This window comes from Dyadobacter sp. SG02 (assembly GCF_900109045.1).
In the GTDB taxonomy this organism is placed as follows: domain Bacteria; phylum Bacteroidota; class Bacteroidia; order Cytophagales; family Spirosomataceae; genus Dyadobacter.
The window spans coordinates 161,821-186,136 of the sequence record NZ_FNYL01000007.1 but is presented as its reverse complement, the minus strand read 5'-3'; the positions used below and the strand labels follow the sequence as shown (position 1 = coordinate 186,136).

Sequence of the window (24,316 nt, the reverse complement as noted above, 5' to 3'; positions counted from 1 at the left end):
TGTATTTCAATATGAGTCTATCATGAGATTTCTCAACCTAAAATCCACATTGCTGCTTGGCATTTGCCTCCTGACCTGCCTGATGGCATCCGCCCAATCGAAAAAAGTCGACTTCTGGCTGACCAATCTCGATAAGTCTGCATTGTTTCAGCAGCAGCCTGCCCTCGTATTCCAGAAACCTGCGGCTTCCGCCGAAACACCTGCGATCAGCATCGACGCAAAAAAGAAGTTTCAGGAAATCGACGGCTTCGGTTTCACGCTTACCGGCGGCAGCGCACAGCATTTAATGGGAATGAGCAAAGCCTCCCGTGCCGCATTGCTGAAAGAACTTTTTGCAACATCGGGTAATGGTATTGGCATGGCTTACCTGCGCGTGAGCATCGGCGCATCCGACCTGAACGAGAAGGTATTCTCCTACGACGACATCCCGCAAGGCCAGACCGACCCGGAAATGAAGCATTTCAACCTCGGTCCCGACCGGAACGACGTGATACCCGTTTTGAAAGAAATACTGGTCATTAACCCGAAACTGAAAATCCTGGGCTCGCCCTGGTCGCCACCGGTGTGGATGAAGGACAACGGCGATACCCGCGGCGGAAGCCTGAAACCGGAATGGTACGACGCCTATGCCAGGTATTTCGTGCGCTACGTGCAGGATATGAAAAAAGAAGGCATCCGCATCGACGCCATTACCGTGCAGAATGAGCCTTTGCACCCCGGCAACAACCCCAGCCTGCTGATACTCGCGAAAGATCAGGCCGTTTTTGTTAAAAAGCATTTGGGACCCGCATTCGAAAAGGCTAAAATCGGTACCAAAATCATCGTTTACGACCATAATGCCGACAAGCCCGAATATCCGATCACGATCCTCGACGACCCGGAAGCGAAGAAATACGTGAACGGCTCCGCATTCCATCTCTATGGCGGTACCATCGACGCATTATCGAAAGTCCACGACGCCCATCCCGACAGGCACCTCTATTTCACCGAGCAATGGATGGGAGCGCCGGGTAATTTTACCAAAGATTTCCCGAACCATATCAAAAACCTGACCATCGGCGCGACCCGCAACTGGGCCCGCACCGTGCTCGAATGGAACCTGACCAGTAACCCGCAAAACCGCCCCTACACCGATCGCGGCGGCTGCGACCGCTGTCTGGGCGGCGTCACCCTCGATGGAGACAACGTCACCCGCAATGCGGCATATTATGTGGTAGCGCACGCATCCAAATTCGTGCGGCCGGGCTCCGTGCGAATTGCATCCGGCGCCGACGTAACTAAAAGCGCAGACGAAAAATTATTGAATGTGGCGTTTTTACGTCCCGATGGCAAGAAGGTTTTGATCGTGTTGAACGATTCGGACGTGGAAAAGAAGTTTACGATTCAGGATGGTGGAAATGCGGCGGCGGTGAGCCTGAAAGCCGGGTCGGTTGGGACGTTTATTTGGTAGAAGCGAGCGCAAATCGCGTAGCGATGTAACATTGGTAGAAAGAACACCTATTTGATGGACGAAAATCCCGTCAGGGATGCGACAACAACTAAAACGCACACCCGCACTTGCGCCTAAAATGCAACCTCCCGCATACGCCCGCGGAAATCCGTCAATACCACTTTCGTCAACCCCTCGCGCGGCAGTGCTACATTACGGCCCGATTGCGATAAATAACCTGAACCGTAGGATAATTCGAAGCGCCTCGAATGCCCGTCGGCATAGGTTGCAACCAGCGCCGCATCCTGAGACTTGGTTTTAATATGAACCGACTCATCCGCCGCAACGCCTGCAAATGCCAGCAAAGGCGCATTATTCTGTGCGGCTAACACCAATGATCGGCCATTTCCCAATCGTAAATGCACCATTCCCTTGGCGTCGCCGGGTACAAAAATGCCACTTCGGTCCACATTAAGCGGTTTAAAGGCGCCCTTGCCGTCTCCAACCATCAGCAAACCATTCAACCCGTCCAGCCGCCCGCTGATCGATTCGGTGGCGTAGGTGTTGCCGGAAAGCAGCAGATCGAGGTGGCCGTCCTGATTTAAATCTTCGGTTACGAGGCCATAAACAGCGCCCATTTGGGCTGCGGATGGCAGGTATTTCAATTCAAACTTGCCGCCGCCCTTGTTTTCCAGCATCACCGATTGCATGGTTTCGCAAACCAGTTTCTGCGCGTCTTTGAGCTCCTCGGGTTTAAAAACATCGGTGATTTTCGCTTTGGAATAATCGGCGTAGTAGATGAACCGCTTTTTGAGGAAATTCATCTGGCTGTTCATTTCGTCGCGCGGGTGCGTGGGATACAGGTCGTTGCCGATATATCGGGCGATTACCGGGTCCATGGTGCCGCTTTTATCAAAATCCTTGGCTAATAGGGTCAGCGGCTTGTCGTTGGAGGGCTTTCCTTCGCTGTTGAGGCCAACATTACCGAGTACATAATCGGTGTCGCCGTCTTCGTCGAAATCGCCGGAAACGATGCTGTTCCACCAGCCGGTGGTGTTTTTCAAGCCGGTTTGCGGGCTGACGTTGCGTAATTTGCCGTGACTATTTTTGTAAAAAACAATGGGCATCCATTCCCCGGTTACGATGAGGTCGACCCAGCCATCCTGATCGAAATCGGTCCATAATGCAGTGGTAACCATGCCAATGGTCCTGATTTCAGGACACACCTGCTGTGTTATTTCCACAAACCGGCCGCCGTCGTTCCGGAGAAGGTAACTTTCGCCGGGCATCGGGTAAGCGCCGGGACAAAGCCTGCCTCCGACGAATAAATCGAGATCGCCGTCGCGATCGAAATCGGCAGCGTTTACGGTAGACCCACTGCCCGAAAGTGGCGGTAATGCATTGGTATTCAGGTTAAAATTACCTTTGCCATCATTGATATACAACCTGTCCTGATAATATTTGGAACCGGCCTCGAACTCGTTGCTACCGCTCACGACGTACAAATCGTGGTCGCCGTCGCCATCGGCATCGAAGAAGAGCGTGCCCATATCCTCCTCGTATTTTTGCCCGGCCACCAGTACTTTCGAGCTGAAACGCTGCTGCTTGTCCTGCACAAATACGCGCCCCGACTGATTAAATGCCCCGCCCACGTAAAAATCGTCGAGCCCGTCGCCATTCACATCGGCCACAGCAACACCCGGACCGTTTTGGGATAATAAATGCGGCAGCAGCGGCTGTATTTTGAAATCAATATAAAGGTCGTCCTTATGCTGGAAATCAATCCCGGTATTTTGCACCCCTGCAAACAATGGGGCATTAGCCACCGGCAATGCGTAGTTAGCAGGTGCATTACCGGTTGCCCTGGCGTGATCCAGTTCGAGCCATTGATCCGCTTTTACATGCTTCAAAACCTGCATCCGCGAATCGGGCCAGACAATGGTCACACTATCGATTTGGGATACATTACCCAATCCGAAATGCACACGGTTCGGTTCCGTCGTCGACTGGTACCCGCGGTAGGGCGAATGCTCGGCATACTGCTTGCCTTTGGCTGTCCAAAGCCAGATTTTAGCGCCGAGACCGTCGCGGTTCAGCGCGGGGCCTTTCAGTTTGACGGTCAGTGAATGCTGATCGGGCTTTCGTTCGGAGTGGTTTTCGTATAAAAATGCCTCGCTATCGATGTTGTTCATCGCAATGTCGAGATCGCCATCGTTATCGAAATCGGCGTAGACGGCGCCGTTGGAGAATGAAGGGATATCAAAGCCCCATTCGTTGGATTTATTGGCGAATGTGAGGTCGTGATTGTTCGCGAAAAGGTAATTGGGCACGTGAGCCCCTTCTACTTTCTTTAATGCTTCGGCCAGCTTGCGACTGTCGCCGCCGCCCGAGCGCATTTGCATTTCGTACTCGGCCATGCGGTAAATCACGAAATCGCGGTTGGTAATGTCCTTGGGGTAGCCGTTGGTGATCATCAGGTCGCGGAAACCGTCGTTATCATAGTCGGCAAACAATGCGCCCCAGCTCCAATCCGTGGCTTCCACACCCGAATACCGCCCTATTTCGCTGAAAACCGGTTGCTTTCCGCCTGGCGTATTGCCTTCATTGTGCTGCAACGTGTTGCGCATGAACTGCGGCTCGTAACCCATCCGCAGCTCCGATAAATGCCGGTCATAGTTCATCAGCCCGAACATATTCTTGCGGCGAACAGGGTCTTCGGGCAGCATATCCACGGTGATGAAGTCCACCAGGCCGTCGTTATCGATGTCCGCCGCATCGTTACCCATCGCCGAATAGCTCTGGTGTTTGAAATAGGAGGCTATTTCGTTTTTGAATGTACCGTTGTGCTGATTGATATAAAGCAGGTCATTCGAGACATAATCGTTTGAAATGTAGACATCCGGCCAGCCGTCGTTGTTCACATCGGTCACGGCAATACCCAGGCCGTAACCTTCTTCCTGAATGCCCGATTCCTTTGAAACATCCGTAAATGTGCCATTTCCATTGTTGCGAAAGAGTCGGTCGGCGTTCGGCGAAGAGCCGTCGCTTACCTTGGCCCGGATGTTATTCGGGCCGCGCATATTCATCACATTCGTTACGAGGTAGGCATCCAGATCGCCATCGTGGTCGTAATCGAAGAATGCGGCCTGGGTGGTATTACCGTTGTAGTCCAGCCCATATGCTTTTGCTTCTTCTTTAAATGTATTGTTTTTCTGGTTGATGAAGAGCAGGTTGGATAGCGTACCCACCTGTGCGGGTCCCGCGCGGCAAACGTAAATATCAAGGAAACCGTCGGCATTAATATCCACCATCGCCACGCCCCTCGCCCAGCCTTCGGGTATGTGAATGCCCGATTTTGCCGTAATATCTTCAAATTCAATCCGCTGATCTTTGCTTTTATTGACGTACAACTTGCTCTCCGACATATTTCCGGTAAAGAACAGGTCGGTCAGACCGTCGTTGTTGATGTCGCCCGCTCCTACCCCGCCGCCGTTGTAAAAATATTCGTAGGTAAGGATATTGAGCTGGTCGTCCTCGTGGAGCCGGTTGTTGAAATGAACGCCTGTTTCGTCCGGTGAAAGCAGTACGAACAACTTTTGATCGTTCTTTTTAGTGGTACAAGCGCAGATCAGCCAGATAATGCACAGAAACAGGGATAACGGACGGGTCATGAGCGAATGCTATTATTGCGATCCTGCGGCAGGTTTTGCATGAATTTTGGTAAAAAACCGGACTTCATACAACTCCTGATTTTTTCCCGGAAGATACGGTTTCTGAGCCTTTTTCAATATCAAATGCTCGTCTGTCAGCTTCACGATCTGAAACCCACTCAACCGATGGCCCGTCGAATCGGTATAAACCAGTGAGTCAGCGGTTGGAAGCTGGTAACGATAGGTTTTAAACTTCTCTTTCTTCCGCTCCGTCATCATGCCATCGGCATCATACTCGAACGTGGACCAATGCTCGTCGAAAGTATTATTGGTAAAGCTGAACCCATTCACAAAGTTGCTGATCGAGTCCGTACGCCAGACGCCTGTGAGCTCGCGCTCGCGGGTATCGCAGGACGCCAAAACTAGGACCGGTAAGATCACGGTCAGGAGGATTCGAAATTTTAGCATGGCCATTTAATTTTGAATGATTGAATGAGTGAATAGTTTGTAAAGAAAATATTCACTCATTCACTCATTCAATCATTCAATCATTCCCCGTTCCACGGCGGCTCATTCAATCATTAGTAATTACCGTTCTGCTTCAAAACCCCATTACTCAAATCCACTTCACGTTGCGGGAGTGGGAAGTAGTAATGTTTGGGTTTAATGAAATTGCGGCTTGGTTTGAATGGCCCCCGGGCGATTTTGTAGTGCGCGGCAATGTCGATCAGCCCGGCTTTGTCCCAGCGCATGAGGTCCTGGTGGCGTTCGTTTTCGCCGGCCAGTTCTACGCGGCGTTCGTGCATGATGTCGGCTATTTTCGCGCCTGTTTTGGCGGGTAGTCCGGCACGTTTCCGGACAGCATTCAGTTCGGTATCACCGCTTTGGCTGGAACGGATTTTCGCTTCGGCCACGAGCAGGTACACGTCCGCCGAACGCAGGAAAGGCGCATTCAGGCTCTGGCTCATATCGCCGGCGTCGGTGAAGCTGGTGTACTTACGGAACGAATAGCCCGTCACGCGGGTCATATTGGCTGCGAAAGTAGTCGTTCCCGCCGAGCCACGATTGATCTTGTCGCCCGGGCTGTAAATGGAGTACGCTCGGCGCGGGTCGCCTTTTTCGAACTCCTGCACGAGATCTTCGATCGGTTCGTGGAAGCCCCATCCGCCAAATGCCTGCGGCGTGTGGTAGAAAGTCGGTGAATTGTCCGTCGTCCAGCCGGTTTCGTATTGAAGGGAGAACAGGATTTCGGGGTTATTCTCGGTCGTGAGCTGGAAGTTCTGGTCGTAGTTGTCGGCCAGCTTGTAAGCTGCATTACCGATTACTTTTTGTCCCGACTCAATCGCTTTTGCCCAGTTTTCCTGGTATGCATACAATTTTGTCAAAAACCCGTTCGCAGAACCCTGCGTAACCCGGCCCGATTGTCCATCGTCATAACTTACGGGCAGTAACGTAGCCGCCTTTTGAAAATCCGATTCAGCCTGCGCGCGTACCTCCGCGAGCGTTGCTTTGGCCTTGTTATAGTTGTTTTTTAACGCGTCGTCTTCCAGGATAATAGGTACTTCGCCGTAAATCAGCGAAAGGCGCCAGTATACGAACCCGCGAAGGAAATACGCCTCGCCCATGCTGCGGTTGCGCAATGCTTCGTCCATAGTCACTTTCGGGGCGTTGATCAGCACCGCATTGGCGCGGGAAATCACCTCGTATTTGGTAGACCAGGTAGCCAAAATGTGCGAATTGGCCGCATCGAAGGTGAACATTTCGAGCGAAGTCTCGTCGGAATGGTCGCCTGCGCGGTTCATATCGTCGGAGCAGTTGTCGAACGTGTATTCGGTGTGGGCGAAACCGTCTTCGTTCAGCAACGGGGCGTAAATGGCGTTGGTGGCTGCCACCACGTCGTCGCCATTGCGCCAGAATTGCTGGGAGGTTACCTGTCCGTACGGCGTGCTGTCGAGCAGGTCGTCGTTACAACTGGTTACGGCCATCAGGAAAAGCCATCCGGCCAGTATATGTATCTTTTTCATGTCGATTGTCTTTGATATCTGCTTTCGATCTGAATTTTGGTTAAAAGGACAAAGTGGCGCCGATCGTCCACGTGCGCGCCTGTGGGTATTGCGCGTAGTCGACGTTCAGCTGATTGTACAATCCGGCTGCCTTGTCTCCGCCCACATAACCCAGCTCGGGGTTCAGACCGCTGTACTTCGTGATCGTGAACACGTTCTGACCGGTCACGTAAATCCTGGCCTGCGTCAGTTTCACCTTCTCTATCACAGATTTAGGAATGGTATAACCCAATGTGAAGTTTTTGAGACGGAAGAAATCGCCTTTCTCGATAAACAAGTCCGAGGGACGGAAGTTACGGTTAGGGTTATCGATGCTCACGCGCGGCACCGTGTTGCTGGTGCCGGCATCATTCCAGCGCTCGCTCGCTTCCTGGTACAAATTGAAAGAATAGCTCGCATCGAGGCCCTGCATGCGGTCGGCATTGAAGATCGAAACGCCGCCTACGCCCACGAAGAACAGGTTAAAGTCAAATCCTTTGTAGTTCAACCCTGCATTCAAACCATAGTTTACCTTCGGTTGAGGGCTTCCTATAATCGTCCGGTCCTTGTCGTCCACAATGCCGTCGCCGTTCAAATCCATGAAACGAACGTCGCCGGGGTGAATCTGCCCGTTGCTTTTGCGGGAATCGTTGGCAATGTTCGGGTCGGAATCGATTTCCGCCTGGCTTTGGTATAATCCGTCGGCTTTATAACCGTAGAATGTGCCATATGGATGGTTCTCGTACGTGCGCACGATCTCCTGCTGCCCGCGTCCGTACAGCTGCGAGGCGAGGAAGCCGCCCGGCGTAGCGAGTTGGGTAATGCGGTTTTTGATGAATGTGGCATTACCGCTCACGTTCAGGGTCAAATCGCCGAAAGAGTGGCGGAAGGATGCCTCTATTTCTACACCCTTGTTGCGCAGCTGGCCAATGTTCTGGTCAGGGATAACCGAAGTACCGATCGTTCCGACAGACGGCGGCGCGAGCAACATTTTCTTGGTATCCTTGATGAAATAGTTGACCGAGAGATACAATGCATTCTTCCAAAGTCCCGCTTCCACGCCGAAGTTGCTCATTTCCGCCGTTTCCCAGCCTATTTGCAGGTTAGCCAGGCGGCTCTGTGCAGCGCCCGAAATCGGGTTTTGCGTGCCGCCCGCGCCCAATGCGTAGCGGTACGACGAGTTGATCAGCGCCAGGTATTGCAGCGAGTTCACGTTCTGATTACCCAGCTGGCCCCAGCCGCCCGTCAGCTTGAAGTTGCTGAACACCGGCAATGCGTTTTTGAAGAAATCCTCTTCGGAAAGCCTCCATCCCAACGAGAATGCGGGGAAATAACCCCAGCGGTTGCCCGGCGCGAATTTGGAAGAACCATCGGAACGGAAGGTGGCCGTGAGCAAATAGCGATCCATGAACGAGTAGTTGGCACGGCCAAACCATGACGCCAGCGCATCGTAACTGCGGTTACCATCCTCACCCGCCACGGATACGATCGTTCCCGCATATTGCAGGTAACGCAAGGTCGGGTCCTCGCTCGCGAAGTCGCGGCCGCGTTGTTTGGAGGAAATGCTGTTGAATGTTTGCGAAGTATAACCGCCGACAAGGTTCAGGCTGTGTGCACCGAATTTTTTGTCGTAGGAAAGAAAATATTCCTGCAAGAACGACCAGTATTTACCATGCGTCAGATCCAGCTGATTGTAGGAATTGGTACGGAACTGGTCATTGATTTTTACCTCGAAATTCGTGCTTTCGGAAAAAGTAGCGTCCATAGCAAGGTTTGCACGCAATTTCAGGCCTTTCAGCAATTCGAGCTCGCCGGTAAGGCTACCCAGAATGCGGTTGCGGATATTGTTCTGATCCTGGTTATCAACCGTGAAAATGGGGTTATTAATGTCCCCAAACGCGCCGATACCTTTGGTTGAGCTGTAAGAACCATCGGCATTGCGGATCGGCAAGCCGGGATGGAAGCGAATGGCGCTCCAAAGCAAACCGGTTTGCGAGGAGGTCGTATTCGGCGAGGTGTTATGCGTATTCGTGAATTGCAGGTTCTGCCCTATTTTCAGCCGCGAACCAATTTTGTGATCCGAGTTGACGCGGAATGTATACCTTTTATAATAAGACTTGCCGATAATACCCTTTTCATTATAATATCCGCCTGAAATCGAGAAAGACGAATATTTGCCGCCTCCACGGATCGCCGCGTCGTAGTTCTGGGTAACGCCTTGTTTGAGCAATGCGTCCTGCCAGTTGGTTTTCTGGGTCTGGTATTGGGCATCTTCCCAAATCGGTGGTACCGGTAAGCCGTCATTTTTGTAAGCCTCCCGTTTCAATGCCGCCAGGTCGGGCGCTTCCAGCATATCCAGGGTTTTGATACGGTTGCTGATACCGGCATACCCATTCAACGTTACACTGATCGGGTTGTCGAAAGTACCACGCTTGGTGGTGATGATCACGACGCCGTTCGCCGCGCGTGTTCCGTAAATGGCGGATGCCGAAGCGTCTTTCAGGATTTCAATGGATTCGATATCGTTCGGGTTCACGTCATTCATCGAACCGGCCGGGACGCCGTCGATGACCACCAGCGGATCGGCATTATTCACCGTTCCAAAGCCACGGATCTGGATCGTTCCCGCATCGCCCGGCGCACCACCGTTACGGATCACGTTCACACCCGCAGCGCGGCCTTGCAATGCCTGTTGCGCACCGCCGGATGGAAGGTTTTGAAAATCAGAACCTTTGACGGATGATACCGCGCCGGTAACATCCTTTTTCTCCTGGGTACCATAACCTACCACCACCACTTCTTTCAATGCGCTCACATCCGGCGCCATTGTAATGTTAATGGCCGAGTTATTGCCGACCACGGCATCCTGGCTCACATAACCGATGAACGAAAACCGTAATGTGGCGCCATTGTCGGGCACACTAAGCTGGTACTGACCGTTTTGATCGGATGTGGTGCCTTTCTGGCTGCCTACTATGAGGATATTCACGCCCGGGAGGCCGTCTCCCTTCTCGTCCACCACCTTTCCGGTAATGGTCCGCTCGACGATGGTACCCGCGGTCCCGGCGCTAAAGGGCGCTGCGCTTTGCGGGTCGCTCTTTTTTCGCAACAATATCCGCGAATTCCCTACTACCTCGTACGACACGTTCAGGGGCGTGAGTAATTGGTCGAGCACGCGGCTGAGCGAACCCTGGAGCTGTTTGGCAGCTACCGTACTCCTGCCCTGGACGCTGCCCGAGCTGTATACGAACTTGACGTCGGCCTGCTTTTCGATCTGGCGTAAAACCTGCCGGATTTCCAGCGACTCGACTTTCAGCGAAATCTCCTTATTCAGCAACTCCTGGCTATAAACGCCGTGTGCCATGGAGATCCCGCAGCATATCAAAGCAAGCAAAAGTTGTTTAGCCGTAGTACTCATGACTTTGTAAACAACCCTTTTGTAGGGTATTTTTTTATGCATAATTTTAAAGGTTTTTGTGATCTGAACAACTCAAAAACAAACGGGTAACCTTCTGCCAGGAAGGGTATTCAAAACGGCCGGACATGTTAGCGCATGACCGGCTTTACTTTTCATTATCAATCAGTTAGAACAACCTTCGCCTGAAACAAACAGCGAGGCGCCGCGGCGCTCATATTCCACATTCACCGCCTTGCAAATCAGGTCGAGCTGATCGAACATCGGTAATTCGTTGAGGTCCCCGGTAAAAAGACAATTCCGCAACACATCGCCTTCCACGACGATATCGATGCCGTAGGTCTTTTCCAGCAATGCCAGCACATCCTCTGCGGGCGTTTCGGCAAATTCAAACCGCGTCCCCGACTCGGCCGATTTTACCGCTACCGGGTTTTTCACAATGCCCAGTTCCATTTTCCGCGATTCCTTATCGAACACGACTTTCTGGTTGGGCGTCAATATGAAACCGTTTTTGCTGGCCGTCTTGCTGTCGGAGTTCTCGTACACGGAAACGCGCCCGGTAGCGACCTGCACCTCGATCGAGCCTGCGCCGTCGTAAGATTTTACATTAAAACTAGTCCCCAGGACCTGTGTAGCCAAATTTTCCGTAGAAACGATAAACGGCTTCGTCACATCTCTTTTTACTTGAAAAAACGCTTCTCCATGCAGGTACACCATTCTTTTCCGCTCTCCGAAATGCTCGGGATAACTGATCCGGCTATTGGGTTGGAGAATGACCACGCTGCCGTCTTCCAAAGTCAGTCGCTGGGGTTTGTGCGAGGTGTTGCGTACGGCAAAGCCTTCGTCATCGTCGTTCCAGGTCCATATCGAACTCAATGCAGGAAAGTAGGCAGCCCGCTTGGGCGCATTATACCAGAATACCCCTGCCAGTACTGCTACCGACGCCGCTACGGCAGCCCACCAGCCTATTCTCACGGGCTTTCTCGTGGTGTTCGCCAGCAATTTCTGCCGGATACGTCGGCCGATTTCCTCCTTTTCAGACAACAACACTTCCGAATCGTCAGCCGGATTCTCTTTGAGGTACTGCTCCACCCGCAAATCCTCCTCTACCGACGTCTCCCCGGCAATATATCTCTCAATCAGTTTTTCGTAGCTATCATTTGTCATTTTGCGAAGGCGTGTATAGGTTTTAGTTACTGGAATAATACATCCAGAGATTTTCTCTCAATGCTTTCAATGATTTGGTAATATGGTATTCCACGGCTTTTTCGGAGATATTCAGTTCCTCGGCAATATCCTTCACCGGTCGGTTTTCGAAGCGGCTCAGCTGGAATACCCGGCTGGTTTTTTCAGGCAGCTTGCGCATTACATCGTCCACAGCGCGTGACAAGTCCGAAAACTGCACGATCTCGTCCGTCGAATAGGTTTCCTGGATTTTGTTCAGGATCAGATACTCCTGGTACCTGCGCCAAGTGATTTGTGATTTGATAAAATTGGTCACCCGGTACTTCATCGCAATCACCAGGTATGTTCCCAGATTTCTGATTTCGGTATCCGACCGCTTGTTCCAGAGACTCTCGAATATATCGTGCACCAGTTCCTCCGATTCTTCCCGCGATCCAACCTGACGATAGGAAATGCAAAACAGCTTGTACCAGTAACGGTCGTAGATCTCCTCGAAAGCACGCTTGTTGCCTTCCCGGAGCTGCGTTACCAGCTGTTCATCGGTTAGAAATTTAGTCATGAGGGTGCTCCTTTATCCGGAATCTGCATGTAGAGTCAAACAACTTTCGCTAACCCCTAAACAGATTTGTCTTTTTTTTCAGAAAAACTATTTCCGCAGAAACTGCCGGAACTCCGAATCGATCTGAAATTCGGTCACCCCGTAGGCAAGCATGCGCTCACAATCCTTTTTTGCGTCAGCCATCATGTCGGCGGATTTGCGGTAATGGAACTTGTTGGCCGCCGCCACAACGCGGATGCCGTTTTCCCGCGCCCACGCTACATCCTCGCGCGTGAGGCTTGCCGGCCTTTCGAAAAGGTAATAGTGATCTGGCCGATAACCCGGCTTTTGCTTATTCTCCTCCAACTGTTTTCGGGAACAGCTCAACCGCACTTTGCCAGTAAAGTATCCGGTAGATTCGTCGGTACCGATCATCAGGGCTGTTTCCCTGAGGTGATACCGATCGAGCATTGCGTTGAGCCCGGAAAAGAGTGCGGAATCCAGTCCGACGATTTTGTTATCGAGCATGACGGCCATTTTATTTTCAGCACAAAACCTGAACACATCTTCGAGAAGCATCGGGTGGTTGCCATCCAGTTTGCTGGTGAGTTTGTGTGCATCCGCCCAGGTCGTCTCCGTTACTTTGCGCGGATCGCCATAGAACCGGTTGAAATCCGCATCGTGGTTGGCGATCAAAACACCGTCGGCCGTCACGCGCATATCCGTTTCGATCATTTTGTAACCTTGTCGGGCCGCCTCTTTCAATGCAGGCAAGCCATTTTCCGTAAAAGAGCTGTCCACTACCCCGCCCCGGTGAGCGATCAGGCCGATCGTCTTACCCTGACCATATACGTTGGCGAAGTACATTACCGGAACAAAGGCGAGAATCAGGGAGAAAAGTTGCTTCATGGAAGATCTTTTTGAGATTGCAAAGGTACCACCGGATCGGTTGCCGGAAACGCCCTTAACAATAATATAAAGCGCAAAAACGGGCCAATCAGGGCGCCATTTACCGATCGCTCATTCTGCCCTGCCTGTAACACATCGCCTTTGGGAACGTCAGTTTTACGTATTTCATTTGTATTAGTCATCCTGAACGATCCACGATCACGCCACACACTCTTATTCCGTGAAGCATTATGCACACACTATTTTGCTCTCACGATTTTCTTCCAATGAAAAAAGGGCCTTTTTCGAGGCCCTTTTTTCATAAATAAGTAAAGATCAGAAGTCAGATCAAAGTTTCCGCCATTTGCAGGAAAATCGCTCTTTTGTAATATTCCGGGTCATATTTAACGAGTACCTGAGTGCCTTTGCGGAGAGAATCATATTTGGCAAAAGGAAGAACCTCCCGCATTTCCGTTACAAAATCATTACCAGCCTTTGGCTGCACCTGCACCTGCACCTGAAATTCAGGCAGGTTGTTGAGGTATTCACCCGTCGGCCGGATGGCCAGAACGGTAGCGTTCGCCTGAACGCCTTGTTTGAGAATCTTCTTCTTTCTCTCTTCCGAGATCCGCCTGCGAATAGACGATAAAGTCCAAAAAGCTACGATGCAGACCAGAATAAATGTAGCGCCGATTTCCCTGTTATTAAATTCCACAGCTAAATTTTAGTTAAGAGTGTGATGCCCAAAAATAATGGAATAACTCTAAAAAAAGTACTATTTCATTTATTCAACGGTCGATCTTGTGATCAAAAGGCAAAACTCATTCGTTTGAGCCAAGTATTTCATGGTAAAAAGCAATTCAGATAAGGTGAAATTGCCCGCGGGCAAAGTAGAGCGGAAGGTTGCATTAGCAGGATTTTTTTTATAAAATTTATTAAAAAAATTACCAAAATCACAATGGCATGATTTTCCTGCCTCCCAAAATGTATTGATCAACACCTTATTCACCATGTCAATGGAAATCAAATCCAACCAGTCGACCGGAAGCCGTCCCGAGGGAGATCGTATCCTGGATGCGCCTTATGTTTTCACTGATATTCCCATGTACCTGGAACAGCTCCGATCGGAAAAATCCTGGGCGAAAAATGACCGGAATGCGATCACCGTCTACAAATCGGACAAAATCACGATCGTCGTCGCCATTCTGAAATCGGGCGCAATCTTAAACGACCATTCGATCGACGAATGCCTTACCTTCCAGGTGCTATCCGGTGAACTGAAAGTGGAAACCGAAGGCCGTGTATTTTACACGACAAATGGCCAGATGATGTCGTTCCACGCTCACCTCGCCCATTCGATCACCGCGCTGGCCGATTCGGAAATACTCATTACTACTTACAAGGGTTAATGCGGCACACGCAACAATAAAATAGGCCGGTCAAAAACCGGCCTATTTAGTTTGCTGATGATATGCAATTTGCTGTGCTCTTTTAATGATATGCTTTTTCCGAATCGCGGAGCCGCTTGATCGTATCGTGCCCGCTCCTCAGCGTGGCTTTCTGGCGTGTAACGAGCGCGCGGAGTTCGGGCGTCAGGTCATCCGATTCAAGTGCCGAGTCGTATGCTTTTTGTGCGGCGTCTTCGCCGAATTCTGAATTTTCCAGTGAGGTTTTGCGGCCATCGCTGCTGAACGCAGCCCGGACGTCCATCCAAACCCTGTACAGCTTACCCGATATCATGGTACCTGTCGCCGGTTCGCCACCCAAAGCGGTCACTTCGCCATTCAGTTCGAGTACGTTGTCACGGCTGTGGTTTGCAAGGCTGTTGTATAGCGAACGAAGGTCAGTATCGCTGGCGTCCGTCTCGTCATAGGCCTTTTCGTAGCCGACGACACGGTCGTTGTTGATCAGGATCAGGTCATTGAGAATTTCTATGATTGCTGCATTTTGCGCCATGATGATTCATGATTGGTGATGCGGCAATCTTAAAAATTATTATTCCAAGCTGTTTCCAGCCAGCCAGGCGGCTTTGGTTTAGTGATTTGTGGAGGTTTTTGCGCCGTATATGCAGGGAATGAGCCGCTTAGTGGTACGCCCTCTCCCTATTTTTCACTCAATTTCCTTCTGACTTTACTCAAAAACTCGGGAGAAAAGCCCAGGTACGAGGCAATGTAATGCTGGGCAACACGCTGAGGAATAGCCGGATACCTTTCCAGGAAATCGAGGTACTTTTCAACGGCACTGTTAGAAATGGTTCTGAACAAGCGCTCCTGCGTCTGCGCGAGGTTGCGTTGCACCATCAGACGGAACATCCGCTCGAAACCGGGAACGGTTGAAAGCAGCTTCTCCTTCGTTTCAGGCGTGAGGATCAGTACTTCGCAGTCTTCCAGCGTCTCGATATACACGTGGCTCGGCGTCTGATTATGAAAACTGGTAATGTCGCTCACCCACCAATCCTCCACCGCGAATTGCAGCGTCACCTCCGCCCCGGCGCTATCGATGTAATAGGTGCGGATACAACCTTTTAAAATGTAGGCTTCAAACTGACAAACCTCCCCTTGTTGCAACAAGAAGGTCTTTTTGGAATATGCTTTGAATTGAAGTAACGAATCGAAATATTCGAGGTCTTGTGGGGTAAATGGCAAGCACCTCAGTGCGTAATTGTTAATCTTTTCAAACATAATCTTTTGAATGGGTTAGCTACCGGCACTTAGCCACCAGCCAATGCGTGCCGGATCTCGGAATATAGAAGCCCGCTGCCCCCTCCGAAATGGCGCAAACAGACGATCCGCGGGTCGATGGACCGGCATAGCGACGTGATATGCTCGCCCGTTTCCTCATCGACACCGACGCCCAAAAGTACTAAATCGATCGAATTTAAGCGAAGCACTTCTTCCGCTTCTTCCAACGATCCGGCCGGAAGACCGTGCCATTGTTCATTCTGGTTGATCAACCGGATTATCGTTTCCAGGATTTCGGGATGGTTGGCCACTGCCAGGATATTGATTTGCGACATGTTACCAATCGTTATGCCGGCGATCGCTACCTATCACCGGCAGGTTAATATTCTACCATTTTTCAGGAACCTCGATGACGAGCAGCGAGCTTTTCTCCAACGCCTTTATTCGCGCCGCCGATTCCGGCCAGAAGCCGTAACCGTCACGGGTCGAAAGTTCCTGGGCGTCCACTTCCAGTTTCCCGTCGATAACAAACACATACACCCCATTTCCTTCTTTTTTGAGCTGATAACCGATTTCAAACCCCTTATCGAGCTCAGCCAGATGGAACCACGCATCCTGGTTAATCCAGACACCCTCATCGTCGGGATCGGGAGAAAGGATTTGCTGAAAACGGTTGTGCCGGTCGCCGGAGATGTAGTCCATCTGGTCGTAGCGGGGCTGCACATTCAGTTTATTGGGATACAACCATATTTGGAGAAACGTCACCGGCTCCTCCGGATCCTTGTTAAATTCGGTATGGTAAACACCTGTACCGGCGCTCATTACCTGAATTTCTCCACGGCGGATCAGGGCCACATTGCCCAGGCTATCCTGGTGTTCGAGCGTACCTTCCAATGGGATCGAAATAATCTCCATATTGTCGTGCGGGTGCCGCCCGAAACCTTTGCCTCCATTCACTGTATCATCGTTCAACACCCTCAACGCACCGAACTGGATGCGTTGAGGATCGTAATTTCCGTGAAAACTGAAAGTCTGTGCACTTTGGAGCCATCCATGGTCGGCATAGAAGCGCGACGCTGCCGGATGCAGTACGGAATTTTTCATGATTATTTCAAAATCGTGTTGTTCACCAATTGGATCTCTTCTCCTGAAATCGTGTGCGGACGACCGGGATAAACCACCTGGTTGACCACCGCGTTCATATCTTCCAGGATCGTTACGCTCTCCTGCACGCGCGACACGGGCACGTGTGGATCAGGGTTACCGGTTGAAATAAAGACAGGTGTCTGTCTGAAATCTCCGTCATAATTGTCGATCGCTAACTCCTTGCCTACCAGACCTCCTGTAAAAGCAATGATACCGCCATATCTCCGTGCATTACGCGAAGTATATTCCAGGGTCAGACAAGCGCCCTGCGAGAAACCGGCGAAATAGATCTGGTCGGCGGGTATCCCGCCTGCTTCTATTTCGGCCACCACGTCGCCGACCAACGCGAGCGCCGAGTCCAGCGAAGGTTGATTTTGGGCAACCGGGGCCATAAAACTATATGGATACCAGCTGTTATTGGTGGCCTGCGGCGCGTAAATCGCAAAATCGGCCAGATTCAAAACCCTTTGGAGCGAAATAATATCAGCGGCAGTCCCACCCCGGCCATGCAACATAACAATCGCCTTTTTGGCCTGCTGAATGGGTAATCCGCTTGTAATGAATTGTTTGCTATGGGTATGCATAATGGATTTTAATTTTGAATGATTGAATGACTGAATGACCGAATACTGCTATTCAGTCATTCAATCATTCAGTCATTCGATCATTAATTAAGTACCGGCAACACTTTCACAATCTGTTCTCTGCGAGGTTCGTATTGAGCGGGCAGCATTAAACCTGAACCCAATTGTTCCACCGTTTCGTCGGTTGCGAAGCCTGGGTTATCACTTGCGATTTCGAACAATACGCCTCCTGGTTCACGGAAATAGAGCGAATAGAAGTAGTTTCTGTCGATTTTATCGGTGATCTGCAAACCGGCGTCCAGTACTTTTTTGCGGAACTCCATTAAAATATCATCGTTCGCAACGCGGAATGCGATGTGGTGAACCGAGCCTTTGGCAACATGGCCCGCTCTTTCACCGGGAGCTTCCACCAGATCGACGATGTTCGCATTCTCAACGGCGTCGGTCACAAAGCGGAACCGGTTCACATGCTGCTCGGCGAGGCGGTAACCGAAAATGTCGGTCAATACTTTGGCAGTCTCTTCGATATTGTTCGATGTGATCGTCACATTATGAAAACCACGTGTCGCATATTCCGCTGTCACTTCGGGAGTTGTCCATGGAATGCGGTTATCCGTGATTTTAGGGACGGTCAGTTCAAATTTCAAACCATCGGGATCAAGGAAAGTCAGGTATTGCTCCCCGAATTTCTCGGCAGGTTTGTTATAGGTGATTTTGTTGGCTTCCAATCTTTTCAACCAGAAATCCAGACTACCTTCCGGCACCGAATACCCGATCTCGGTGGCCTGGCGGGTTCCTCTGCGTCCGGCGGGGATCTGGTTACCCCATGGGAAGAATGTCAGGATCGAACCAGGCGTACCGTTTTCGTCACCGTAGTAAAAATGGTAGGTATTAGGATCGTCAAAATTGACGGTTTTTTTCACCATTCTCAGGCCTAATACCCTTGTATAAAAATCGTAGTTGGTTTTGGCGTCGCCAGCGATTGCGGTAATGTGGTGGATGCCGTTGATTGTATTTTCCATTGTCTTGTTCAGTTAAGATGTCTCTTTGTTTTTGATGATACAAAGGTATACTCCCGGGCAGGGGCAAGGCATTGAACTAGGACAAGAAAAACGGAAATTGAAAAATTATTCGAGCGGGCTCAGCAAGCTCAGGACGGCGTCTTCTTCCACTATCCTGCCAGCCGCCTTCGCCGCTTTCAGGTAGGTGCTCATCGGATACTTTCCTTCGAATGCGGGATCGGTTTCGACCATCGGCACTTTCAGGCGGGCGTGTTTGAGGCTCGCGAGGTCGGATAACGAGACGTAGCTGAGCTCCGGGTTGCCCTGTCCGAGGTCGCAGAGGCCGAAAGCAATATTGTTGACAGGGTCGAGCTCGGAGAGCAGCCATATGGCCTTACCATATTTGGAATGCAGTTTCACAACAGGCGCGTGGTCTTTTGCAAGCTGGTTTTGCACTTCTTGCGCATTGTGGACCATTATTTCGATCAGATTTTGCGGGATCATTTTTGACATGGGGCAAATTTAGAGGTTTTGTCCGGGTGCAGGAGCTCCGGAATGCCATAAAATAAATGGGGCCGTTAACCGCTGCATTTCGGATCACTTATTTGCCTAACTTTCGATAGAGAAAAGTCCTTCACTTCTTCCCGGATATTACGTATGCACTCCTCACCAGGAATGTACGGGGTGTTTTTGGCATTTAAAACGTGTATCAACAAACCAGCTCTATCCATTCATTCTAAAAAAATAGCGTATGAAAAAAAATCTACCACTCCTTATTTTATTATTAGTTTTTATCACCTCACACAAAACGTTAGCCCAGGTTGTAGTAACATTTCCAACCGAAAGGGCCGTTTTCCAGCGGAATAATGCTAATGAGGCCGACGTATACATAGGTGGGTATATCACGCAGACCTATCAAAAGATTGAAGTGCGGCTTACGCCCCGGGTACCGGGCGAGGGTGAATCGTTTCCGGCAGGAGGCGGCTGGGCCACCCTCGATGATCAGATTTCTGCGGGCCAGTTCTTCGGTTCGGTACATTTGAAAGGCGGCTGGTACCAGTTGGAGGCGCGGGGTGTCTTAAACGGTGCCGCTTCGTCGGTCGCAACGCTGTCGCGCGTGGGCGTGGGCGAAGTATTTGTCGTAGCCGGGCAATCCAATTCGACGGGGGGTGATTCCAACCCGAATGGCCCGGGAGCGTCTCACGACCAGGTCAATAGCGTCAATTTCCAGAATGTCGATCCGGGTACTTCCACCATTACGCCCTATCCCGACGTCCAGCTTCCCTGCCCCGAGTTCGTTCACCTCGATGCCAATGTCAAAACGGCACCATTCGGTAACTATGCATGGTGCTGGGGTTCTTTCGGCGACAAAATTTATGAAAAGCTGCATGTACCTGTAATGATATTCAATGGCGGCTGGTCGAGCACCGGCATCGAGAACTGGAAACAAACCATCGACCCTAACGGCGTGACCACCAGCGCATTCGGATACACATTTCCGGTGGGCCTGCCATTCGGGCATTTGCGGCTCGCATTGAACAATTATATTGCCCAGCTGGGTGTGAGGGCCGTTTTATGGCATCAGGGGGAAACGGATAACTTTCTCGAACAACCCGGCGACAATACTTACAATCATTATTTATCGTCGCTTTGGGATGTTGTCAACGCCAGCCGCAACCTCACCGGCAAACCTAACCTCGCATGGGTTGTCGCGCGTGCTTCGCGTTTTACCGTCAATGGTGCCACCCGTGTTTCGGCCAATGTCGTGAATGCCCAAAACGAGCTGATCAACAACGACGGCCTTTACCCGCACGTATTCCAGGGCCCCGAAACGGACCCTTATTACACCATCGAGTACCGGCACGACGAAATCCATTTCCGCGGCGACGGCGTTACACCTTCCCCCGACGGCCAGGTCTACTCCGGGTTGATCCACCTTGCAGGCTTCTGGGCCGACAAGATCACAACCGATTTCCTCAGTCAATCGAACCCTTACACAGCCACTCCACCGCCGACTGTCGACGCGGCATACGCGTCGGGCGGTTCACAAATAACATTTACAGGCCCCGGGCTACCCGGCGGCTCGCAGTATAACTGGCTTTCGGGCGGCAATTGCAATCAGGTACAAAATACCACCCAGCAATGGACCGTCGGCGCCGGATTGTACAAGTTGAAAATCATCGATTCCAACCGAAACACTGTATTCTCTCCTGCATTGAATGTTTCCGGAACGCCGCTGCCTGTAACCTGGCAATCGTTCAGCGCGCGCATGGGCGGCAACGGGCGCATTACGCTCGACTGGGCAACCGCTTCCGAGGTGAATGCCTCCCACTTCGAGGTTCAGCGGAGTAACGATTCCCGAAACTTCGAGACCATTAAAATTGTGAATGCGACCGGAAACTCACCCATAAGTTCTTTTTATCATTATGATGAAGAATTTCTTCCAAAAGGAATTTATTACTACCGCCTGAAAGAAGTAGATGCCGATGGCCAGACCGATATGACCCGCATCGTAAGTGTGCGTGTCGAAGGAAATGAGACGGTACGCGTCTTCCCGAACCCTGCTACGGACCTGATCGTGGTCGAATCTGCCAACGCATTGAATCGCATTGAAATCTTCGATAGCACAGGAAAGTTGGTAAAACGTACCCAAACGACGGAAAAAGCAATTCGTTTAGACATTGCGGACCTGGCAAAAGGATTTTACGTGATATCCGTAGACGGGCGCGAACTGAAAATTGTGAAATGATCCTCTGAGTTAAAAACAACTAAAAAAACACAACACTATGTTTACCAGCATTTTAACAAAAATAAACGAATACAATAGTCTGGTTTCCAAGGCTCGCGAACCGTACGCCTCCCTATACGCGCTCACGCATGGTGAAAAGAGCAATCCTGCTCATATCGCCTTGCTCGAAGCGAAAACCGGCCGCCCCTTGCCTTTGGAAATAAAGGATTTCTATAACTCCGTGGGTAACATTAAGAGCAATAGCCTGAATGAGAACAATAGTATCGATGTTTTCTCGACTAGCTATTTGTCGGAAACGCTGGAATCTTCCGATAAGTGGGACAAAATCCTGAGCCTGGGACTGCTGGACATGATTAAACATAGCTGGGGAAATGACCGATACGAAATTGATAAACTATCGGCCGAGGTGAGGGACGGAATCAATAGCGCATACATTTGTTTTGGCTGGTTCAGAACTAATGACAATCTTGAATCAGCAAACTACCTGTACTTTGATCGCGACGGTAAATTCGGCTCCGTGTTTTATCATCAGGACGATTTCGGAGACCTCCTGACCGAATACATCAGGCCAATGTTAAAGGAAAGTGCTGCCTCCCAAAGCCTGGAAGATTTAATCGTTGCTTCCATGGACACTATCATTGAATTAAAAAGGAAGGAAATAGGAAATTAAGCCGGCATTCGGACGGGCTGACGCTGCTTACTTCCGAACATCTTCACTTTCTCTATGCCCTTTTGGCGTGTTGCATATTCGCAGCGCGCCACTTTGGCATTTATGTGCCGCTGGATAGCTTTTTGAAATGATTTTGTCAAAACGATACCCAGCAGCTATGGACACTTTTTCAAGCATGATCATCGGCGCGGTTGATCAGATCAAAAATGCCGTTGTAAAAATCGATATATTCAAAACAGTCAATGGAAAAATACGGCCGGCAGGGTCTGGCTCGGGGTTCATATTCTCTTCGGACGGGCTGATTTTCACCAACAGCCACGTGGTAGAAGGCGCGGAGAAAATCATGGTAAGCCTTCTGAACGAGAACGAGATCGAAGCCACGCTGGTAGGCAAAGACCCGGACACCGACCTCGCGATCCTGAAAATATATGCGCAGGGATATTCCGTTGCCAAACTCGGCGACTCGGGCGCGTTGCAGATCGGCCAGTTCGTGATCGCCATCGGGAATCCTTACGGTTACCAGCATACCGTCACCACGGGCGTCGTGAGCGCCCTGGGCCGTACACTGCAGACGCAATCGGGACGTTTTGTCGACAATGTGATCCAATCGGACGCGGCGCTGAACCCGGGCAACTCAGGCGGCCCGATGATCAATACCGACGGCGAAGTTATTGGCGTAAACACGGCCGTCATTCAGGGCGCGCAAGGGCTTAGCTTTTCGGTAGATATCAATACCGCCAAGGAAATCGCACGGCAACTTATCCGAGATGGTAAGGTATTCAAGGCATATCTCGGCCTGCAATTGCAGGATGTACCACTGAATGAGCGTGTTCGTCAGCATCACAAACTGCCCAACCACGACGGGATATTCATCACGCACATCGAGCCGAACACGCCCGCCTCGCGCTCGCAGTTGATGGAAGGTGACATTATCGTATCTTTCAACGGCAAGCCGGTACGCAATTCCAATGAGCTTTTCAAAGCATTAACGACCCGCGACATTCTCCGCATGACCGACGTTTCCGTGATCCGGCACACGGAGCTGCTCAACTTCATTATTGTTCCGGTTGAGAAGAAGGCGTAGTCGCACTTAAATGGCTGTAAGGTGTTTCAATCAATTTGATTTGAAGCACCTTTTCCATTTTACAGATCGTTTGCAATGTAAGGTTCTCGGAGCCTTTCAGGATTTTGCTGATGTATTGCGGGGAGCAGCCCATCAATTCGGCGAGGTCTCGTTTTGTCATGCCTTTTTCACGCAACGTACATACGACTTTCAATGCGATGTCGAAAGATACATCTAGCCAGTATTCATTTTCTTGCCTCCATTCGGCTGCTTTGATCCAAGTCGTATCCGGAATGACATTTTCTTTCCATTTTCTATATACTGCTGATGCTTCCATATTCAAGTCATAAAAGTTCAAAAAGACCAACCCTTCATTAAATTTGATTAAGTAAAGGCTCCCCGGTATCACTTCGAAAATACCATTTATTCCCAAAAAAATAAACTTATAGGTTTATGTATCGCCCTTCATTTATTCTTCATACGACAAGGTTTGGCTTTGGTAACAGAGTTCTACAAACCAATAATTAATCGGTTTTGAACTGCCTCTTTCCGCCGCGGAACGGGAAGATGGATAACAGATTTGTACGATTGAATGGCGTCAGGGCACTTTTTCGAAGGCAATGGAATGAAAATCCCTACATTGCGTGTTGTGTAATCTGTTGCAATTAGTTTGACGAAATTTTTGACAGGTTATGAACTGGATTACGATTAGCAGTGAACAAGAAGTAGATCATATTTATCAATCGGAAGATTACTCCATTATCTATAAACACAGCCCCCGTTGCGCGACAAGTTTGATGGCTTATCGGCAGCTTAAATCCGAGGTAAATGCAGCTTCGCACATTGAGATTCCTATATACATTGTAGACGTGATCCAGAACCGCAGGGAATCACAGGCTATCGCCAGCAATTTTGGTGTTGAGCACGAATCTCCCCAAATACTGGTCGTGAAGGGTGGGCAATGCGTGTATGACGCGTCGCACGAGGATGTTTCGCTCCGGGATTCCCTGGCTTCTTTGAATTGAAATAGGACAAAAAGCGTCCGCAACAAGGCCGTTTAGTTTGGATTAAAAATATTTTCATGGAATATTTCCTTATTAATGGAAATATTCCATTATATTTGTTCCATCAACAAACAAGAAGCTATTACGGGCGGCATTAGTTGGCCGTCCACCAAAAAAATGGCATGGATTTTTACCGGAATAGTTAAAAATCAACGCTTATTAACACTTCATCACAAACAGACGCAAAAGAGCAGCTACCAGGCTGCTCTTC

At 50.3% G+C, this 24,316-nt stretch carries 22 protein-coding genes; 6 read left to right on the top strand and 16 right to left on the bottom strand.

Features of this window, described 5'->3' with window-relative positions; all coding sequences use genetic code 11:
* The first annotated feature begins 22 nt into the window (after positions 1 to 22).
* Positions 23 to 1,450, top strand: coding sequence for a glycoside hydrolase family 30 beta sandwich domain-containing protein (locus tag BMW93_RS18105; protein ID WP_090379323.1), 1,428 nt, complete (start codon positions 23 to 25; stop codon positions 1,448 to 1,450).
* Positions 1,451 to 1,563: 113 nt separating this feature from the next.
* Here the strand turns inward: BMW93_RS18105 and BMW93_RS18100 are convergent, their stop codons facing one another.
* The 8 genes from BMW93_RS18100 to BMW93_RS18065 all read right to left on the bottom strand — a co-directional run bounded on the left by BMW93_RS18100 (position 1,564) and on the right by BMW93_RS18065 (position 13,862).
* The gene (locus BMW93_RS18100; RefSeq protein WP_090379320.1) at positions 1,564 to 5,100 is read right to left on the bottom strand and encodes a VCBS repeat-containing protein; all 3,537 of its coding nucleotides are present in this window, start codon (positions 5,098 to 5,100) and stop codon (positions 1,564 to 1,566) included.
* A gap of 12 nt (positions 5,101 to 5,112) precedes the next feature.
* Positions 5,113 to 5,547: a hypothetical protein gene (locus BMW93_RS18095; protein ID WP_143061672.1), complete on the bottom strand. Its 435-nt coding sequence runs from the start codon at positions 5,545 to 5,547 to the stop codon at positions 5,113 to 5,115.
* Between the two features lie 113 nt (positions 5,548 to 5,660).
* A complete protein-coding gene (locus BMW93_RS18090; protein WP_090379314.1) occupies positions 5,661 to 7,103 on the bottom strand; it encodes a RagB/SusD family nutrient uptake outer membrane protein in 1,443 nt (480 codons plus the stop codon).
* A gap of 40 nt (positions 7,104 to 7,143) precedes the next feature.
* The gene (locus BMW93_RS18085) at positions 7,144 to 10,581 is read right to left on the bottom strand and encodes a TonB-dependent receptor (protein WP_090379311.1); all 3,438 of its coding nucleotides are present in this window, start codon (positions 10,579 to 10,581) and stop codon (positions 7,144 to 7,146) included.
* A 120-nt stretch (positions 10,582 to 10,701) separates the two neighbouring features.
* Positions 10,702 to 11,703, bottom strand: a complete 1,002-nt coding sequence (locus BMW93_RS18080; RefSeq protein WP_090379309.1) for a FecR family protein — start codon at positions 11,701 to 11,703, stop codon at positions 10,702 to 10,704.
* A 22-nt stretch (positions 11,704 to 11,725) separates the two neighbouring features.
* Complete coding sequence (locus BMW93_RS18075; protein ID WP_090379306.1) at positions 11,726 to 12,280, bottom strand: RNA polymerase sigma factor; 555 nt, start codon at positions 12,278 to 12,280, stop codon at positions 11,726 to 11,728.
* An 87-nt stretch (positions 12,281 to 12,367) separates the two neighbouring features.
* Positions 12,368 to 13,168, bottom strand: a complete 801-nt coding sequence (locus BMW93_RS18070) for a glycerophosphodiester phosphodiesterase family protein (RefSeq protein WP_218147708.1) — start codon at positions 13,166 to 13,168, stop codon at positions 12,368 to 12,370.
* A gap of 322 nt (positions 13,169 to 13,490) precedes the next feature.
* Entirely contained in the window at positions 13,491 to 13,862 is a 372-nt protein-coding gene (locus BMW93_RS18065; RefSeq protein ID WP_090379303.1) for a hypothetical protein, read from the bottom strand.
* Positions 13,863 to 14,163: 301 nt separating this feature from the next.
* Between BMW93_RS18065 and BMW93_RS18060 the strand changes: the two genes are divergently transcribed.
* Complete coding sequence (locus BMW93_RS18060) at positions 14,164 to 14,556, top strand: hypothetical protein (protein ID WP_090379300.1); 393 nt, start codon at positions 14,164 to 14,166, stop codon at positions 14,554 to 14,556.
* 82 nt (positions 14,557 to 14,638) lie between these two features.
* Here the strand turns inward: BMW93_RS18060 and BMW93_RS18055 are convergent, their stop codons facing one another.
* The 7 genes from BMW93_RS18055 to BMW93_RS18025 all read right to left on the bottom strand — a co-directional run bounded on the left by BMW93_RS18055 (position 14,639) and on the right by BMW93_RS18025 (position 19,072).
* On the bottom strand, positions 14,639 to 15,103 hold the full coding sequence (locus BMW93_RS18055) for a PA2169 family four-helix-bundle protein (RefSeq protein ID WP_090379296.1): 465 nt from the start codon (positions 15,101 to 15,103) through the stop codon (positions 14,639 to 14,641).
* A gap of 146 nt (positions 15,104 to 15,249) precedes the next feature.
* Positions 15,250 to 15,828 carry a Crp/Fnr family transcriptional regulator gene (locus BMW93_RS18050; RefSeq protein WP_090379294.1) on the bottom strand — a complete coding sequence of 193 codons (579 nt, stop codon included), beginning with the start codon at positions 15,826 to 15,828 and terminating at the stop codon, positions 15,250 to 15,252.
* A gap of 29 nt (positions 15,829 to 15,857) precedes the next feature.
* On the bottom strand, positions 15,858 to 16,163 hold the full coding sequence (locus BMW93_RS18045) for a response regulator receiver protein (RefSeq protein WP_090379290.1): 306 nt from the start codon (positions 16,161 to 16,163) through the stop codon (positions 15,858 to 15,860).
* Between the two features lie 52 nt (positions 16,164 to 16,215).
* Positions 16,216 to 16,932, bottom strand: coding sequence for a pirin family protein (locus BMW93_RS18040; protein ID WP_090379287.1), 717 nt, complete (start codon positions 16,930 to 16,932; stop codon positions 16,216 to 16,218).
* Positions 16,933 to 16,934: 2 nt separating this feature from the next.
* Positions 16,935 to 17,558, bottom strand: a complete 624-nt coding sequence (locus BMW93_RS18035; RefSeq protein WP_090379283.1) for an alpha/beta hydrolase — start codon at positions 17,556 to 17,558, stop codon at positions 16,935 to 16,937.
* An 83-nt stretch (positions 17,559 to 17,641) separates the two neighbouring features.
* Positions 17,642 to 18,580 carry a ring-cleaving dioxygenase gene (locus BMW93_RS18030; protein ID WP_090379279.1) on the bottom strand — a complete coding sequence of 313 codons (939 nt, stop codon included), beginning with the start codon at positions 18,578 to 18,580 and terminating at the stop codon, positions 17,642 to 17,644.
* A gap of 105 nt (positions 18,581 to 18,685) precedes the next feature.
* Positions 18,686 to 19,072, bottom strand: a complete 387-nt coding sequence (locus BMW93_RS18025; RefSeq protein ID WP_090379276.1) for a DUF2958 domain-containing protein — start codon at positions 19,070 to 19,072, stop codon at positions 18,686 to 18,688.
* Between the two features lie 238 nt (positions 19,073 to 19,310).
* Here BMW93_RS18025 and BMW93_RS18020 point away from each other — a divergent pair, with 238 nt between their 5' ends.
* The 3 genes from BMW93_RS18020 (at position 19,311) to BMW93_RS18010 (ending at position 23,062) form a co-directional block, all read left to right on the top strand.
* Positions 19,311 to 21,308, top strand: a complete 1,998-nt coding sequence (locus BMW93_RS18020; RefSeq protein ID WP_090379273.1) for a T9SS type A sorting domain-containing protein — start codon at positions 19,311 to 19,313, stop codon at positions 21,306 to 21,308.
* Between the two features lie 37 nt (positions 21,309 to 21,345).
* Positions 21,346 to 21,978 (top strand): SMI1/KNR4 family protein, encoded by a 633-nt coding sequence (locus tag BMW93_RS18015; protein WP_090379270.1) that lies wholly within the window; start codon positions 21,346 to 21,348, stop codon positions 21,976 to 21,978.
* A gap of 157 nt (positions 21,979 to 22,135) precedes the next feature.
* Positions 22,136 to 23,062 carry a S1C family serine protease gene (locus BMW93_RS18010; RefSeq protein WP_229240561.1) on the top strand — a complete coding sequence of 309 codons (927 nt, stop codon included), beginning with the start codon at positions 22,136 to 22,138 and terminating at the stop codon, positions 23,060 to 23,062.
* Here the strand turns inward: BMW93_RS18010 and BMW93_RS18005 are convergent.
* Positions 23,034 to 23,378 carry a helix-turn-helix transcriptional regulator gene (locus tag BMW93_RS18005; protein ID WP_090379855.1) on the bottom strand — a complete coding sequence of 115 codons (345 nt, stop codon included), beginning with the start codon at positions 23,376 to 23,378 and terminating at the stop codon, positions 23,034 to 23,036. The genes BMW93_RS18010 and BMW93_RS18005 overlap by 29 nt on opposite strands.
* A 355-nt stretch (positions 23,379 to 23,733) precedes the next feature.
* Here BMW93_RS18005 and ytxJ point away from each other — a divergent pair, with 355 nt between their 5' ends.
* Entirely contained in the window at positions 23,734 to 24,066 is a 333-nt protein-coding gene (gene ytxJ / locus BMW93_RS18000) for a bacillithiol system redox-active protein YtxJ (protein WP_090379264.1), read from the top strand.
* Positions 24,067 to 24,316 lie beyond the last annotated feature (250 nt).